General features: G+C 44.3%; 17 protein-coding genes and 1 rRNA gene. 10 read left to right on the top strand and 8 right to left on the bottom strand.

The genetic code is table 11. The annotated features are described in order from the left end of the window. Position 1 precedes the first annotated feature (1 nt). From GVY04_01695 to GVY04_01705, 3 genes are read right to left on the bottom strand one after another with little or no spacing between them, the layout of a single operon-like run. Entirely contained in the window at positions 2 to 307 is a 306-nt protein-coding gene (locus GVY04_01695) for a 50S ribosomal protein L23 (protein ID NBD14887.1), read from the bottom strand. Beyond that, on the bottom strand, positions 297 to 929 hold the full coding sequence (gene rplD, locus GVY04_01700) for a 50S ribosomal protein L4 (GenBank protein NBD14888.1): 633 nt from the start codon (positions 927 to 929) through the stop codon (positions 297 to 299). Before rplD ends, GVY04_01695 begins: the two co-directional genes overlap by 11 nt. A 40-nt stretch (positions 930 to 969) precedes the next feature. Beyond that, the gene (locus GVY04_01705; GenBank protein ID NBD14889.1) at positions 970 to 1617 is read right to left on the bottom strand and encodes a 50S ribosomal protein L3; all 648 of its coding nucleotides are present in this window, start codon (positions 1615 to 1617) and stop codon (positions 970 to 972) included. Positions 1618 to 2345: 728 nt separating this feature from the next. Here GVY04_01705 and ndhN point away from each other — a divergent pair. From ndhN to mreD, 3 genes are all read left to right on the top strand, one after another. Beyond that, the gene (ndhN, locus tag GVY04_01710) at positions 2346 to 2822 is read left to right on the top strand and encodes an NAD(P)H-quinone oxidoreductase subunit N (protein NBD14890.1); all 477 of its coding nucleotides are present in this window, start codon (positions 2346 to 2348) and stop codon (positions 2820 to 2822) included. A 21-nt stretch (positions 2823 to 2843) separates the two neighbouring features. Next, the gene (locus GVY04_01715; GenBank protein NBD14891.1) at positions 2844 to 3464 is read left to right on the top strand and encodes a VWA domain-containing protein; all 621 of its coding nucleotides are present in this window, start codon (positions 2844 to 2846) and stop codon (positions 3462 to 3464) included. Between the two features lie 116 nt (positions 3465 to 3580). Continuing rightward, positions 3581 to 4117: a rod shape-determining protein MreD gene (gene mreD / locus GVY04_01720; protein NBD14892.1), complete on the top strand. Its 537-nt coding sequence runs from the start codon at positions 3581 to 3583 to the stop codon at positions 4115 to 4117. On the opposite strand, the gene GVY04_01725 is transcribed toward mreD, so the two are convergent. After that, positions 4114 to 4875 carry an HAD hydrolase-like protein gene (locus GVY04_01725; protein ID NBD14893.1) on the bottom strand — a complete coding sequence of 254 codons (762 nt, stop codon included), beginning with the start codon at positions 4873 to 4875 and terminating at the stop codon, positions 4114 to 4116. The genes mreD and GVY04_01725 overlap by 4 nt on opposite strands. Positions 4876 to 5025: 150 nt before the next feature. On the opposite strand from GVY04_01725, the gene ribD reads away from it, so the two are divergent. After that, positions 5026 to 6171, top strand: coding sequence for a bifunctional diaminohydroxyphosphoribosylaminopyrimidine deaminase/5-amino-6-(5-phosphoribosylamino)uracil reductase RibD (ribD, locus tag GVY04_01730; GenBank protein ID NBD14894.1), 1146 nt, complete (start codon positions 5026 to 5028; stop codon positions 6169 to 6171). Positions 6172 to 6259: 88 nt separating this feature from the next. Here ribD and GVY04_01735 read toward each other — a convergent pair whose 3' ends face one another. Both GVY04_01735 and GVY04_01740 read right to left on the bottom strand, forming a co-directional pair. Further along, complete coding sequence (locus GVY04_01735) at positions 6260 to 6913, bottom strand: cofactor assembly of complex C subunit B (protein NBD14895.1); 654 nt, start codon at positions 6911 to 6913, stop codon at positions 6260 to 6262. A gap of 10 nt (positions 6914 to 6923) precedes the next feature. Further along, positions 6924 to 7661 carry a response regulator gene (locus GVY04_01740; protein ID NBD14896.1) on the bottom strand — a complete coding sequence of 246 codons (738 nt, stop codon included), beginning with the start codon at positions 7659 to 7661 and terminating at the stop codon, positions 6924 to 6926. 235 nt (positions 7662 to 7896) lie between these two features. On the opposite strand from GVY04_01740, the gene radA reads away from it, so the two are divergent. Beyond that, on the top strand, positions 7897 to 9408 hold the full coding sequence (gene radA, locus GVY04_01745; GenBank protein NBD14897.1) for a DNA repair protein RadA: 1512 nt from the start codon (positions 7897 to 7899) through the stop codon (positions 9406 to 9408). A 53-nt stretch (positions 9409 to 9461) separates the two neighbouring features. Here the strand turns inward: radA and GVY04_01750 are convergent, their stop codons facing one another. Next, on the bottom strand, positions 9462 to 10205 hold the full coding sequence (locus GVY04_01750; GenBank protein NBD14898.1) for a creatininase family protein: 744 nt from the start codon (positions 10203 to 10205) through the stop codon (positions 9462 to 9464). Between the two features lie 125 nt (positions 10206 to 10330). Between GVY04_01750 and GVY04_01755 the strand changes: the two genes are divergently transcribed. The 4 genes from GVY04_01755 (at position 10331) to trmB (ending at position 14013) form a co-directional block, all read left to right on the top strand. Beyond that, positions 10331 to 11083 carry a response regulator gene (locus tag GVY04_01755; protein ID NBD14899.1) on the top strand — a complete coding sequence of 251 codons (753 nt, stop codon included), beginning with the start codon at positions 10331 to 10333 and terminating at the stop codon, positions 11081 to 11083. Positions 11084 to 11185: 102 nt separating this feature from the next. After that, positions 11186 to 12556 (top strand): histidine kinase, encoded by a 1371-nt coding sequence (locus GVY04_01760; protein NBD14900.1) that lies wholly within the window; start codon positions 11186 to 11188, stop codon positions 12554 to 12556. 99 nt (positions 12557 to 12655) lie between these two features. Further along, positions 12656 to 13330, top strand: coding sequence for a phosphate signaling complex protein PhoU (gene phoU / locus GVY04_01765; protein NBD14901.1), 675 nt, complete (start codon positions 12656 to 12658; stop codon positions 13328 to 13330). Between the two features lie 50 nt (positions 13331 to 13380). Next, entirely contained in the window at positions 13381 to 14013 is a 633-nt protein-coding gene (gene trmB / locus GVY04_01770; protein ID NBD14902.1) for a tRNA (guanosine(46)-N7)-methyltransferase TrmB, read from the top strand. A gap of 3 nt (positions 14014 to 14016) precedes the next feature. Here trmB and GVY04_01775 read toward each other — a convergent pair whose 3' ends face one another. After that, complete coding sequence (locus tag GVY04_01775; GenBank protein NBD14903.1) at positions 14017 to 14868, bottom strand: carboxylating nicotinate-nucleotide diphosphorylase; 852 nt, start codon at positions 14866 to 14868, stop codon at positions 14017 to 14019. 355 nt (positions 14869 to 15223) lie between these two features. Between GVY04_01775 and GVY04_01780 the strand changes: the two genes are divergently transcribed. Next, positions 15224 to 15336 (top strand): 16S ribosomal RNA (locus GVY04_01780); the annotation flags it as partial.

Here is a 15336-nt window from a genome sequence, read left to right on the forward strand (position 1 = left end):
TTTAAACTTCAGGGAAGAGGGTGATTGTGTCTTCTTCAGCAAGGGTGACAATTGCTCGCTTGTATTGGGGTTTGGTTCCCATATATCTCCCCATTCGGCGTTTTTTCTGGGGTAAGTTTTGAACATTGACTTTTGTCACCTTCACATCAAAAAGCATTTCGATTGCTTTTTTGATCTCAGGCTTTGTCGCTTGTTTGGCAACGTCAAAAACGTACTTGTTTTGCTCTAATAGAATCGTTGCCTTTTCTGTAATGACGGGTTTGCGAACTAAATCAATTAATTCGCGCTCTTGTTTTTCAATCACTATACACCTCCTTGATTTTCTCGATCGCGCTTGGGGTGGTGACAATTTTCTGCGCCACTAAAATATCGTAGATATTCAAGCTATCAGCCCGTATTAACCGAACATTGGGCAGATTGCGAGCCGATAAAGTCACGTTTTCTGTCCATTCATCCAAAATAATTAACGTTTTCACCCCAGGCTCTACGCCCCAACGGCTCATCGCTTGTGCCAATTCTTTGGTTTTGGGCTGGGAAAATTGTTCCGCAAAGGGTTCTACCACGAGGAAATCTTCCCCTCGGCTCGCCAGCGCTGTTCTCAAGGCGAGACGCCGTTCTTTGCGATTCATTTTAATATTGAAATCACGAGGCTTCGGTCCAAAGATGACACCGCCACCGCGCCATAAGGGAGAACGACTCGAGCCGGCACGAGCGCGCCCGGTTCCTTTTTGCCGCCACGGTTTGCGTCCGCCGCCTCGCACTTCGGAGCGAGTTTTGGTCGAAGCCGTGCCCTGACGAGCATTTGTCGTTTGGCGAATTAGGGCTCGATGCACGATATGTTCGGCATTTTCTGGCTTAGCAACTTTCAGGTCTAAGCTTGCTTCCCCGACTGTTTCGCCTTGCCAATTTTTAACAGTACAATTAACCATAATTAACTCTTTCCATACCTGTCAGATGTATCAATGCGATCTAGCTCGCTTTTACACCGACTAAATTACTAGGCGTAATACTTAATAAGCTACCGGGTTTCCCAGGAACTGTTCCTTTAACGAGAAGGACATTTTTTTCCGTATCAACCCGAACCACTTGTAATTTGCGAGTGGTAACGGTTTTACCTCCCATACGACCTGCCATCCGGCTGCCAGGGTAAACCCGCCCTGGTGTGGTTCCCGGACCAATGGAACCGGGGAGGCGGTGGTTTTTAGAGCCGTGGCTCATCGGTCCCCGAGCAAAGCTGTGGCGCTTCTGATAACCGGCAAATCCCCGACCGATGCTCGTCCCTCTAACATCGACGAGTTGACCGGCGCTAAAGAGATCAGCGTTGAGCGCTTGTCCAAGCTGATAATTATCCGGATCAGGGACTCGATATTCTTTCAAATGACGAAGATTAGGGGCATCTGCCTTCTTGAGATGTCCCAGTTCCGGTTGAGTCAGTGCTTTTTCTTTTACCGTTTCATAACCCAGTTGCACTGCGCTATACCCATCTGTACTGGGTGTTTTGATTTGGGTGACTGTGCAAGGACCCACTTGAATAACGGTGACTGGAATAGCACTTCCTTCTTCTTGGTCAAAAATTTGAGTCATTCCTAGTTTTCGACCCATTAAACCAATAGACACAGGCGACCCCCCTTGTGTATAGACAACATAAGATTGAACCAAACAGCGTGACTGACTAACCGCACCCTAAACGGGACTGACGATCAGTCTGGTTTAGGGCTGTTTTTGTCCTCAATAACAGTTTCTTGAAAGCCCAGAGCCTTATTAATTGATCCTTACTTTTTGCTGGCAAACGAATGACAGCGAAGAGCAGGAATAAGAACTCTTGAGTGAATTCACCCAATATTCTCTGGCGACTCCTGGTTAGTCCTTGGCAACCCTGATTGAATCAAGGGTGAGGACTATCGACTTCCGTTTTGCTTCGTGCTGGGGGCTCCAACATTAATTCCTCTACCGCAATGTAATGTTAGGAAGCGAATGTTAATCGGAGCCAGCTTAGCAATGACTTAGAAATGGAGCTGCTTTTGCCGTTTAGGTTTCGCTAAGACTTAGAGAAAACTGGTAAGGGCTTCTCCAGTATCCTAACGAGACGACAATGTCGCTTTTTGAAGTTAGCTTGGGCTGATTCGTTAAGTGACAGCAACCTCCAGGCCAACAGTTTATCTGTTGCCAAAAGCAACATCAACTTGCTGTCTGCTGGGTCAACTGCACTGAATCCAGTTTTTGAGTCACAATCAAAAATAATATCAAATTTAAATAACTTATGCAACAAACAGGGCATTTTTTGATTGGGCAAGGAGTGTGTCAGAATAAGTTTGAGGATTTTTTAACAAAAATTAAAGCAGAACATGGCACTACTAACGACAGGTAATAAATTTCTCCGTGATTTAGAAGAGTCCGGTGCGCTTGGTGTTTACGCTCCCTTAGAAGGCGGGTTTGAAGGACGATATCAGCGTCGGTTACGAACCAAAGGTTATGTGACACTTCATCTCTCAGCCAAGGGCTTAGGAGACCCTGCTTCCTATTTCAAAGGGATTCATGGGGTCCGCCATCCTCATCTGGGGAAGAAAAATATTGGTCAGGGAGCTGAGGTTGGTGATGTTTATTTTTTACCACCGATTGTTGATTCTCAATTAGAAATTTTGCCCGAGAATAAAAAAGGTCTAGTTTTGTGGCTTATTGAGGGTTTTGTTTTCTCCCGCCAAGAATTAAGTTATTTGGCCAAATTTCATGAAATTGAACCGAGAGTGAAAGTGGTGGTTGAACTCGGCGGCGATCGCGCGTTCCGTTGGGAAAAACTATCATCTGTGTTAGCAGCTGCGTAAGCAAGTGAGGAAGGTGAAGCCGTGGACAAAAATGCTTTAATTCGCGATCGCGATTACACATTACTCATTGACAAAAGTCAAAGTATGTCAACGCAAGACCAACCGGGGGGAAAATCCCGTTGGGAAGTGGCTCAAGAATCAACTTATGCGTTGGCAAAACAATGCGAAGCCTATGATTCAGATGGGATTACCGTCTATTTATTTTCCAGTCGCTTTAAACGATACGATCACGTCACTTCAAATAAGGTGAACGAAATTTATGCGGAAAATGATCCCATGGGGAAAACTAACTTATATGGGGTCTTACAACATGCATTAGAGAACTATTTTCGACGCAAAGCCAATGGAGAAGCCAATGCCAATGGCGAAACGTTCTTAGTCATTACTGATGGCGAACCGGAAGATCGCAAAGGGGTGATCCAGTTAATTATTGAAATGTCCCGTCGCGTGGAACGAGATGATGAAATTGGCATTTCCTTTATTCAAGTCGGCGATGATCCCAAAGTCACTGAATATCTGAAAGCCCTCGATGACCAACTTCTTGATGCTGGGGCAAAGTTTGATATTGTTGATACCATTACGATGACAGAAATGGGCAATCGTCCTTTATCGGAGGTGTTATTAAAAGCCCTAACAGACTAACTATTTTAATTTTGCCCCCAGGCAGCAGAGACTTGGGGGCTTAAGTCGTTACGCTATCTCGAGAAAATCTAAAGACAGCATGATGAGTGATCAATGGCTAATGGTTTATAATTCCAATGCTGAAGATTAATTCCTTATCCCCAGCTCAACGTTATCTTCTGAATTGTGTCGTGAGTGTGGGTTCCCTGATTTTTTGTGCTTTGCTCTTACCCACTCGTTTACCCGGAACGGTTTTACTGGGGTTGGGACCACATTGGTTGTTAATTTGGGTGGTTGCTTGGAGTATTAAACGCCAACCCTGGCAAGGGGGAATAGCTGGTATTGCTGCCGGACTCATTCAAGATGGGATGACCCTTTCTAATCCATCTCATGTCTTTAGTCTGGCGTTAGTCGGTTTCTTAACCGGACGTATTGATAAGGAAAAATATATTCAAGAGGACTTCATTTCAATCGCGCTGATCGTTTTTATTATGGCAGTTGTGGCGGAAACGTTGACTGCTGCGCAATATACTCTATTTGATTTTTCGCGTTTGGTTGCCATTTGGACCCAACACCAACAAATTGCCCTAGTTTCGGCATTACTGAGTAGTCTGTGGGCACCAGTGGTTTATTATCCCTTAAATTACTGCTGGGAACACCTGGAAGCGGATTAATTAAGACAGAGTTCTTCGAGACGATGCGCCGTATTCAAAAGGTTGCTTTCAATGTAATCGGGTTGAAATTGTTGGAGATAATTACCGCTACGAATCCCGCAAGTGAGCGCGATCGCGCAAATTCCCAAGGCTTGTGCTGCTAAAACATCAGCTTCTGTATCTCCAACCATACAAGCATTGTGATGACCTTGTTCTCTTAAGGCTTGCTTCAACAGCATCGTTTTGCATTCCACATTATTGGCATAAGCCACTGTTTCATCACTGGTGCCATAAACACCGCTCAATAAACGCAGCAAACCATAATTTCTCAGCAACTGAGTAACTTGTTCCTGACAGCGCAAGGTGACAACAACCAGACGCACCCCTTGGGAATGGAGAGTCGCCAGTGCCCAATTGACTCCTTGGTGAAACTTATCCTTCCTTAATAAAAACGGTTCATTGACAATTTCCCTCACTTGTTGGACAAAATAAGGAATATGCTGAATTTTTAAACCAGAGCGCAAAGCAATTTCCTGATCACAAACCCGTTCTTGTTTCATTTGCCAAAACTGTTCTTTACTTAAAGGAGTCGGCAGCAAGTGGCACTGATAACTTTGATAATAATTGCAGGTTCGATCCAAAGCAATTTGATAAGTATTGTAATAACGGTCAGACACATCCACAAGTGGACCATCAAAATCACAAAATACGGTCAATCCTTGACTCTGTCGACATTTTTCCGAAAAAGATGCAGTTTTTGGTATAGTTTCTAGAACCATAAAGTTTGTACTGAGGAAGGACATTTTCGTAAAGCTTCTTTACTTTAGCAATTTTTAGATAAGTTTTCGAGTGTTTTTAGTGTTTTTTGAATTAGAAAAACTTATAGAAATAACCAAAATCGCAAACTATAACAAACGTAAGTTGACTCAATGGACAATATAACCGGCTCTACAGCAATTGGCACTCCTTTTGATCAGGCAATGATGCAACGCTGTCTGCAACTCGCTCGTCACGGCATCGGCAAAACGTCGCCCAATCCTTTAGTCGGTGCTGTCATTGTCCAGCAGGGAAAAATTGTTGGCGAAGGCTATCATCCCGGCATTGGTCAACCCCACGCTGAAGTTTTTGCCCTTCGTCAAGCCGGAGAGCAAGCGATTGGTGCAACATTATACGTCAATCTTGAACCCTGCAATCATTATGGACGCACCCCTCCCTGTTCCGAAGCAGTGATTGCCTCCGGAATTAAGAAAGTGGTGATTGGCATGGCTGATCCCAATACTACCGCTGCTGGTGGTAGACAACGTCTGGAGAAAGCAGGGATTTCAGTGGTCGTTGGGGTTGAAGAAAAGGCGTGTCGGCAGCTCAATGCGGGTTTTATCCATCGGGTTCTCTATCAACGTCCCTTCGGAATTTTTAAATATGCCATGACCTTAGATGGCAAAATTGCCACCACAATTGGACATAGTGCTTGGGTTACAGATATTCCCGCACGAAACCGAGTTTATCAAGAACGTTCTCAGTGCGACGCCGTCATTGTTGGCGGGAATACAGTCCGTCAAGATAATCCCTACTTGACCACTCATCACTTAACCAAACAGAACCCATTACGAATTGTGATGAGTCGGAGTTTAGCGTTATCCCCAGCAGCCCATATTTTCCAAACTGAGCAAGCCGCAACCTTAGTCTTAACCGAACAGGCTGATTTAGAGACAGCCAGACAACTGGAAAATCAGGGAGTAGAAGTACTTCAATTATCCCCTTTAACCCCAGAAACAGTGATGAAATATTTGTATGAACGCGGTTTATCAAGAGTTTTATGGGAATGCGGTGGCACCTTAGCAGCCAGTGCAATTAAAGAAGGCGCAGTGCAACAAATTTTAGCGTTTATGGCACCCAAAATTATCGGGGGTGTGAGCGCACCGACACCCGTGGGAGAGTTAGACTTCAAGCAAATGACAGAAGCATTAATGTTAGAAGATATCACTTGGGAACAATTAGGAGATGACTATCTCTTAACGGGCAATATTGCTCCTTCTTTTTGGGAAAATCGGATGATTAAAGTAAAAAGTGATTGAAATGAAAGCATAATCACGTTATCGGTAGCGATCAATCTCTTTTGAGAGATGAGTTTGACACAACTTAAATTATTGTCTTCATCCAGGATCATTTTGAAGTGATACTTCTCGCAAGAGTGTAACTTAATTTATCAGCAATTCCTTCGATCCAAGTTTCATCTTGTTTTGTATAACTTCGGGGTGCATTAGCAGCCACGATCAAAGCGCCTTCGTTGCCAATGGGTTGACAAATAACTGCTTGTGTATTTTCGGGGAGGTAATCAAATTCAATTTTTCCGGGATAAAGGTTTAAATTAACAAGATAAACAGGTTTTTGTTTCGCTAAAACTCTTTGCAGGATATTACCGGGAGTGACGTCTGCTTTTTGAGCTAATATACCTCGCCGGAGCAAAACTTGCCCTTGATAATAAACGAGCAGCGATCGCGTTGGCGTATTGGTTAATAATAAATGAGACGCCCAAGCTAACTCGGTTTTTGCGTCTTCGGATAAATCAGAGGCTAACTCAAAGCCTTCTTCTCCCACTAATGGGACCGCTTCCGGAGAACGAGGCTGTACTCGTTGCCAAATCAGTCCCACTAAAATTAAAATCGCACTGAGTAACACCCCAATGGCATCGGATCGCGCTTGGGATGAACTCAATTCCGGGGTGAGCAGACGATTCAGTAATAAAAGAGTTCCCCCTAGCCCCCCAACAACGAGGGGCAACAGGCGTAAAACCCGATTGGGATCAGCAGTTTTCATAAACAAGCAATCATTGAGATTTTTCCTCCCCAACTTCGGTCACTCGCTGGAACATATAACCCGTTCCTCTAGCGGTCAAAATGAGTTCTGGATTACTGGGATCATCTTCCAGTTTTGCCCTTAAACGAGAAATGTGGACATCTACCACCCGAGTGTCCACGTGACGTTCCGGTGTATACCCCCAAACTTCTTGCAAAATCTCAGAGCGAGAAAAAGCTTCCCCCGAACGACCGACCATGAGTTCCAGGAGGCTGAACTCCATACCCGTTAAGCGAATCCGTTCGTCTCCTTTATAGACTTGGCGGCGGTTGGTATCAATTTTAATCGACCCCACTTGGATCACCCCAGAACTGGGAATACCGGATAGACCTTCTTTATCCACCCGTCTTAAAACTGAACGGATCCGGGCTTCTAATTCTTTGGGAGAAAAGGGCTTCACGACATAATCATCAGCCCCCAATTCTAAACCGGTAATCCGGTCGGCAACATCTCCCAGCGCCGTTAGCATGATAATAGGAATGTCCGATTCTTTGCGGAGTTCTTGGCAAACGCCATACCCATCTAACTTGGGCATCATCACATCTAAAACAACGAGATCGGGATGATTTTCTTTAAAGGTAGCAATTGCTTCTTCTCCATCCGCAGCAGTGACAACATCGTAGCCAATCATTGACAAACGAGTTTCTAAGATCCGACGAATACTTGCTTCGTCGTCAACGACTAAAATTTTTTCTTTATGATTTTCCAAATTTCTCAACACTCCTTATTGTTCTACCAGTTGCTGATCCTAAATGTTTTTGATGAGTCTTTCTATTTCTAGAATATCCTTTAGTAAAAGATTCCTAGAGACTAAGTTATCTCTGATTGCCGAAAATAATCGATGTCCTAAGGTTCGTTTTAGGTTTACAAACTGTAACCGTATATCTTAACAATTTAAAACAATTTAAAACAAATTGAACCCAAAAAATTAATGTTAATTTAAAATGTCGAAACCAAAAATAATCCATGTTTGCAATATTTGTGGTACCGAACATAACCAATGGTTTGGAAAATGTTCCGGTTGTGGAGAATTTGGGACCCTAGAAGAAGAAGTACTGACGCAAGCAAGCGCCAACCCTCGCAGTGGATGGCAATCTAATAAATATCCCACTTCTGTTAATAAAAATAAACCCCCCCAACCCCGGGTTTCCTTAAAATTTTCTCAAATTCAAGATGATGAACAGCCTCGTTTTCCATCCGGCTATGTGGAGTTAGATCGGGTATTGGGTGGCGGCATTGTTCCCGGTTCTTTGGTGTTAATTGGTGGTGATCCCGGAATTGGCAAATCAACGTTGTTATTACAGGTTGCCAATCAAACCGCACAAATGCAACGGACACTGTATGTTTCTGCCGAAGAGTCTGGGCAACAGGTGAAGTTACGGGCTTCGCGTTTAGGAGTGGGCTTAACCGATTGGCCCACCGAGGAGAAAAATGCTGTGGCAGAAAGCAACGGTCATACCCCAAAGAGTATGAGTCATGAAAATCTTTATGTTCTACCCGAAACAGACTTAGAAGAAATTTTACGAGAATTAGAATCGCTGAAGCCGGTGTTAGCGATTATTGATAGTATTCAAACCCTCTATTTTGCCTCTCTGAGTTCAGCACCCGGTTCGGTGGCGCAAGTGCGGGAGTGTACCTCTGCTTTGATGCAGGTAGCCAAACGAGAAAATATTACGCTGTTGATTGTTGGTCATGTGACCAAAGAAGGCGCGATCGCGGGACCCAGAGTTTTAGAGCATTTAGTGGATACGGTGCTTTATTTTGAAGGAGATCGCTACGCTTCTCACCGCCTTTTACGTTCCGTCAAAAACCGCTTTGGGGCAACTCATGAAATTGGGGTGTTTGAAATGATTGATCATGGGTTGCGGGAAGTGGAAAATCCGTCGGAACTGTTTTTAGGCAATCGCGATGAATCGGTTCCTGGAACCGCAATTGTTGTCGCCTGTGAAGGCACTCGCCCGATTGTTGTGGAATTGCAAGCGTTGGTCAGTCCCACCAGTTACACCTCCCCTCGGCGGGCAACCACAGGTGTCGATTATAACCGCCTCCAACAAATTTTAGCCGTACTCGAAAAACGGGTGGGGGTTCCCCTTTCTAAATTGGATGCTTATGTCGCCACTGCCGGTGGTTTAGGTGTGGAAGAACCAGCAGCAGATTTGGGCATCGCTGTGGCAGTGGTCGCCAGTTTTCGCGATCGCGTTGTCGATCCGAGAACAGCACTCATTGGTGAAGTGGGCTTAGGCGGACAAGTGCGGTTAGTCGCCCAGTTAGAATTGCGGATTAAGGAGGCTGCGAAATTAGGATTTCAGCGCGCCATTATTCCCAAAGGACAAAGTTTACCGGATATGGGCATTGAATTAGTTGCCGTTGGTACTGTTATTGACGCGATCGTCGCTGCTATTCCCTCTCAGCCTCGTTACGGTGGAGAAGAAGATGTCCTTTCCGATGAAGAATAATCAGGTCATTGGCCAAGTGAATGAGGGAGTAACCAATGACCAATGACCAATAACTAACTCTCAACAAACTTCAAGTACTGATTGCTCAATGCCTTCACCGCTGTTTCATACAACTGTTTCCCGTGTTCAGGAGTCGCCAGCGCCGGATTAGAACCCATTCTGCCATCAGGATAATGACGACGGAAATCTTCAGCACCGTAAATGGGGTACCCAGAAGCCACTTCTTTTTCGAGAAAAGCTGACTTAATTGCCTCTGGATAAGCATATTGGGTGAGTGCTACTTCACTTGGAGTCGCGTGGGATCCTTCTTCATCGCCATAGAAAGCTTTGGCTAATTCACGAACTTCACGACACATAAACCAATTGGAAACTTGACAATACACCTGATCCGCTTCCGGTAGCTTTAATTCTGCAAGATGGGCATAGGTTTGAGCAAATGCTGCTTTGAGTGTGGCAATATTGCCGCCATGACCATTAATAAAAAAGAATCGCTGAAACCCAGAAGACGCTAAACTAGTAGTGATATCTTGGATGAGTTGGATCAAAGTGGTCGGGCGTAAACTGACGCTTCCTGGAAATGCGAGATGATGTAAGGCCATACCCACATTAATCGTTGGCGCCACTAAAGCATTGGTAGCTTCTCCTACCCCTTTGGCAATGACCTCTGCGCAAATCGCATCCGTTCCAATTAAGCCCGTTGGTCCATGTTGTTCCGTTGAACCAATGGGAATAATAATGCCTCGGGACTGTTCTAAGTACTGTTCCACTTCTTGCCAAGTCTGTAAGTGCAGCAACATAAGCAATGCGATTGATTAATTTCTAGTCAACTCCACTTTAAACCTTAAAAAAACGAATATTTTCCCTAAACTGTCCCATTTTGAGATATATGTTAGCTAGAGCGTCCAAAACATAATGGAGTCTTATGCTGTCTCTTGATATACCAAAAGCTTCTCCCAGTCAGGAATTTACCCAATCTGCCCGTATCCTGGTGGTAGAAGATGAAGACTTAATTCGAGAAATGTTGGTTCTCTCCTTACAAGAAGAAGGGTACGAAGTTTCCATTGCTACTGATGGACGCACCGCTTCTAACCTATTACAAACAGAAGAACCCAGCAGCTCAGAATTTCCTTATGACCTCATTGTTTTAGATTTAATGCTACCCCAGATTAATGGGTTAGATATTTGTCGTTGGTTGCGCTATCAAGGCAACATTGTGCCCGTCCTGATCTTAAGTGCTAAAGCCAGTGAAACCGACCGTGTTTTGGGTTTAGAAGTCGGTGCCGATGATTATATTACTAAGCCTTTTAGTATGCCCGAGTTTATTGCTCGCTGTCGGGCGTTATTACGAAGACAACGGTTTAGTAGCCTCCCGCAAACGCCAGTTCTGCAATACCAAGATATTACCCTCTTTCCCCAAGAATGTCGGGTCACGGTTCGCGGTGAAGAAATCAGTCTTTCCCCAAAAGAATTTAGATTGCTGGAATTATTTATCAGTTCTCCGCGTCGCGTTTGGTCAAGAGAACAACTGATCGAACAAATTTGGGGTCCCGATTTTCTCGGTGATACAAAAACAGTTGATGTTCATATTCGCTGGTTGCGAGAAAAATTAGAACCCGATCCTTCTCAGCCCACTTATATTGTTACTGTACGCGGGTTTGGCTATCGGTTTGGTTAAGCGTAAGCAATCGTTGTCAGCGATCAAAAATCATCTCATCTCAACTGTCTAGAGAGCGGTTATCCTTTAACACAGAGGATCGATTCGATTATTCAAACCTTCATGACTCTCACCCTACTCTTGACCTTTGCGATCGGCTTAACCGTTGGACTGCTCATTAGTTATCTCCAAAGACGTTCTTCACAAAAAACATTACGTCAACTTTTAAAGGATTTGTCCGGTCACTCTCCAGACAATATCTCTTTACCGCTGAGTAATCGTTTACGACGAGAAATTCTGCGCATCCAAGGTCATGCGAATCAGTTACAAACTCAACTCGATATTTGGCAAGATTTAATTGATGTTGCCCCTATTGGTTATATCCAAGTTGATGGAGAAAATCAGTTATTATGGTGTAATCGACAAGCGCAACAACTGCTTCGGCTAGATCGCTGGCAGCCGGGTCAAGTCCGCCTCCTTCTAGAATTAGTCCGTTCTTATGAACTCGACCAACTCATTGAAGAAACGCGCCACAACAAACAGCCTCAAACCCAAGAATGGGTTTTCCATACCACCGAAATTTCTCCTGAAACTACGACTCAATCGCAATCGTCTAATCAAACCTTTACCCTTTCTGTTGCTCTCAAAGGCTCAAGTTATCCACTACCGGAAGATGGGGTGGGTGTCTTCTTAGAAAATCAACAACCCCTAGTTGAACTATCACAACGCTCTGATCGTCTCTTCTCTGATCTCACCCACGAACTCAGAACTCCTCTAACGTCCATTCGCCTCGTTGCAGAAGCCTTACAAACTCGCTTGCAACCTCCGGAAAGTCGCTGGGTTGAACAAATGTTGCAAGAAGCCAATCGACTGATTCGTCTGATTGAAGATTGGTTGGAAATTTCGCAACTGGAAAAAAGACCGCAGCAAAATCTTAAAACTGATTTTTTTGACCTCCATACTCTGATTACTTCTGCTTGGGAAACGCTCAACCCCTTAGCCGAGCAAAAACAAGTACAACTAATTTATCAAGGAGAACAGTCTTTGTGTATTACGGCTGATCATTCCCGCCTCACTCAAGTTTTTCTCAATCTTTTTGATAACGCAATTAAATATAGTCCTCCTGACAGTAATATCTGGGTTAATCTCGTTTTATTACCCTCTCATCGGATTAATAAACCAGAAGATTGGGTACAAATTAACGTGATCGATCAAGGTCAAGGCTTATCTAAAACCGATATTTTACGAGTATTTGATCGTCTTTACCGAGGGAACGAAGCTTCAGCAGAAAAACCTAACAATAGTGATCACTCAAATATAGGATTTCAGTCTTCAGGGACAGGATTAGGTTTATCCATTACTCGACAAATTGTTCTTGCTCACGGCGGAAGAATTCAAGCCAAAAATCATCCTGAAACAGGGGGGGCGTGGTTACAAATTGAGCTTCCCAATGCCAGTTTAGAAGAAACACCCTCTGATTCTCCTGAAGAATAATTGGTAATTTCACGAGTTGTCGCTTTTTATAAAGGAAGACTAGATTAGTTATAGATCAGCAATCAAAATTTTCTACGTGGAAACGCTCCACTATACAATGTGTTGAGTTATAAGCCTTCTCAAAATAAAGAGACTCGAAATTCTTACTTTGACCGCTCATTAAAACGGGTCGAGCAGGATGTTTTGCGAATGGGGGCATTAGTTGAGCAATCTTTTCGTTTAAGTCATGAAGCTCTTTTTCACCAAAATTTAGAAGTCGTTCAACAAATTAACGATCTGGATGAACAAATTGACAAATATTATCGACAGATTGAACTCGATTGCGCTGCATTAATGACGTTGCAGGCTCCAGTGGCAAGTGATTTACGAGTCATTAGTGCTTTTATGCAACTGATTCGAGATTTAGAGCGTATTGGTGATTATGCAGAAGATTTGGCAGAATTTGCCATTAAATTATTCCCTTACTCTCCTCATCCCTGTTTATCAGAGGTGGCTGCTATGTCTCACCAAACCCAGATGATGCTAGCCGCTAGTCTGGTGGCTTTAGCTGATTTAGACGCAACGGCTGGCAAAAGAGTCAAACAAATGGATGATATTGTTGATGATGCTTATGATCATCTCTACACAGTTCTGGCGAAAAATAGTAATGTGGAAGGCGCGATCGAGCCAATTTTATTATTAGGATTAATTATTCGTCATTTAGAACGGATGGCGGATCATGCCACGAATATTGGTCAGCGAGTGGCTTATATTGTCACCGGCGATCGCGCTTAAACGATTGATGATCACCATGGAGTTCGAGAATTAGGTAGGAGAGAGAACGCTTGCCAAGAGTACGAGTTCGTCAGCATGTTAACCCCCTTAGTGAAAAATATCAGACCCCTCCCACTCCTCCTCATTGGGAAAAGGTCTATTCCAATCTCAGCAAGCCTTTTTTCTTAGATATTGGCGCAGCTAGAGGGCGCTTTCTTTTAGAGATGGCGCAAGTGCAACCCGACTATAATTATTTGGGCTTGGAAGTTCGCGAACCCCTCGTTATTGAAGCGAACCGCATCCGGGATGAACTGTCTTTAACCAATCTCCATTACCTCTTCTGCCAAGTTAATATTTCCCTGGATACTCTATTAGCATCTCTTCCCCCACAGGCGCTGCATTTCGTGACCATTCAATTTCCTGATCCTTGGTTCAAAAAACGCCATGCGAAACGACGGATTGTGCAACCCGAATTAGTTGAGACTCTCGCTGAGTATCTCCAATCAGGAGGTCAAGTTTTTCTACAGTCTGATGTCCAGTTTGTCATCGAGGAAATGATTCGTCATTTTATGGCGCATGCTGCCTTTAGCAGAGAAATTCCTTTTTGGCTTCCTGAAAATCCGCTTCCTGTGGCGACTGAGCGAGAAAAAAGTACCCTGCAACAAAATGAGCCAGTTTATCGCACCTTGTTTCGCAAAACATAGCACCTACAGTAGTTTCATACTTAAATCCAACCAACTGGCTTGAGTAATCGGCGCACTGGTAGAGATATAGTCAACCCCCGTTTCCGCAACCTCGCGAATGGTTTCTAAGGTAATGTTGCCGGAGGCTTCGATCTTGATGCTTTTACCACTGCTGCGGATGAATTGCACCATTTCTTTCATCAAAGACGGCGACATATTATCCAGCATAATGATATCGACATCCGTGGTCAGGGCTTCTTTGACTTCTGCTGAGGTGGTTGTTTCGACTTCAATCGTGAGGGGATAGGGTAACGTTGCCCGGACTTGCGCGATCGCGTTTTTAATTCCCCCTGCCACTTGAATATGATTGTCTTTGATCATTGCGGCATCGTCTAAGCCAAACCGATGGTTAACAGCACCCCCCAATTGGGTCGCGTATTTCTCTAGACTTCTTAATCCTGGGGTGGTTTTACGAGTATCCACAAGCTGCGTCGGCAAATCAGCAATTTTTTCCACATAGCTGCGGGTGAGGGTGGCAATTCCGCTCAAATGCATAACTACATTTAAAGCAACGCGCTCACCACTTAACAGAATAGTGGGTTGGGCACGACAGCGTAAGATTTCTTGTTGGTGATCACAGGCTTCTCCTTCGCTCACTTGCGGATGCCAATCAATTTCTCCAAGAAGACTAAAAATTTTTTCTGCTAAGGGCAAGCCAGCAATGACACCGGGTTGTTTAGCCAGCCACATGGCCTGTTGAGGAATTCCATTCCTCTCAATCAGGGCGGAGGCAGCGCGATCGCCCCGTCCAATATCTTCCCGTAACCATTCCTGTAGTAAAGGCTCGATGAGGATGTTGGGTGGCAGTGTCATCATAAAAACTTTCCCTTTCTCTCCAGCTGCAGTCGGTGTCTTTAGTTATTCTAACGGTTCTAGGGGCTGGAACCCCCATCAAATAAGGGGAAAGAAAAAAAGTCAAAAAAAATGGTTTCAGGGGTTGACACCCAGAGAAATAAGGTCTATATTGGTTAATGCGCTCGAAACGGAGGCAACGCAAACGCCGCCGCAACGAGGCACCGAACCTAGACAAACTTAATAGTTGGAAAAGCCTTAAAGTTAACTATATATAGTTAACGCTTCCACGTCAAACATATTTCTAAGGAAACGCAATTTAGAGACGAAAGCAAGGCTGAAAACGCCAAGCAATTGTCATGAAGAGCCATCGGCTCTCAACATGGAGAGTTTGATCCTGGCTCAGGATGAACGCTGGCGGCGTGCTTAACACATGCAAGTCGAACGCAGCCTTCGGGCTGAGTGGCGGACGGGTGAGTAACGCGTGAGAAT

The organism is Cyanobacteria bacterium GSL.Bin1, assembly GCA_009909085.1.
Lineage (GTDB): Bacteria > Cyanobacteriota > Cyanobacteriia > Cyanobacteriales > Rubidibacteraceae > Halothece.

Excerpts from the sequence above, each read along its gene's own strand:
- rplD (NBD14888.1), bottom strand. The coding sequence starts at position 929 with ATGGTTAATTGTACTGTTAAAAATTGGCAAGGCGAAACAGTCGGGGAA.
- ndhN (NBD14890.1), top strand. The coding sequence starts at position 2,346 with ATGGCACTACTAACGACAGGTAATAAATTTCTCCGTGATTTAGAAGAG.
- mreD (NBD14892.1), top strand. The coding sequence starts at position 3,581 with ATGCTGAAGATTAATTCCTTATCCCCAGCTCAACGTTATCTTCTGAAT.
- GVY04_01725 (NBD14893.1), bottom strand. The coding sequence starts at position 4,875 with ATGGTTCTAGAAACTATACCAAAAACTGCATCTTTTTCGGAAAAATGT.
- ribD (NBD14894.1), top strand. The coding sequence starts at position 5,026 with ATGGACAATATAACCGGCTCTACAGCAATTGGCACTCCTTTTGATCAG.
- GVY04_01735 (NBD14895.1), bottom strand. The coding sequence starts at position 6,913 with ATGAAAACTGCTGATCCCAATCGGGTTTTACGCCTGTTGCCCCTCGTT.
- radA (NBD14897.1), top strand. The coding sequence starts at position 7,897 with ATGTCGAAACCAAAAATAATCCATGTTTGCAATATTTGTGGTACCGAA.
- GVY04_01750 (NBD14898.1), bottom strand. The coding sequence starts at position 10,205 with ATGTTGCTGCACTTACAGACTTGGCAAGAAGTGGAACAGTACTTAGAA.
- GVY04_01755 (NBD14899.1), top strand. The coding sequence starts at position 10,331 with ATGCTGTCTCTTGATATACCAAAAGCTTCTCCCAGTCAGGAATTTACC.
- GVY04_01760 (NBD14900.1), top strand. The coding sequence starts at position 11,186 with ATGACTCTCACCCTACTCTTGACCTTTGCGATCGGCTTAACCGTTGGA.
- GVY04_01775 (NBD14903.1), bottom strand. The coding sequence starts at position 14,868 with ATGATGACACTGCCACCCAACATCCTCATCGAGCCTTTACTACAGGAA.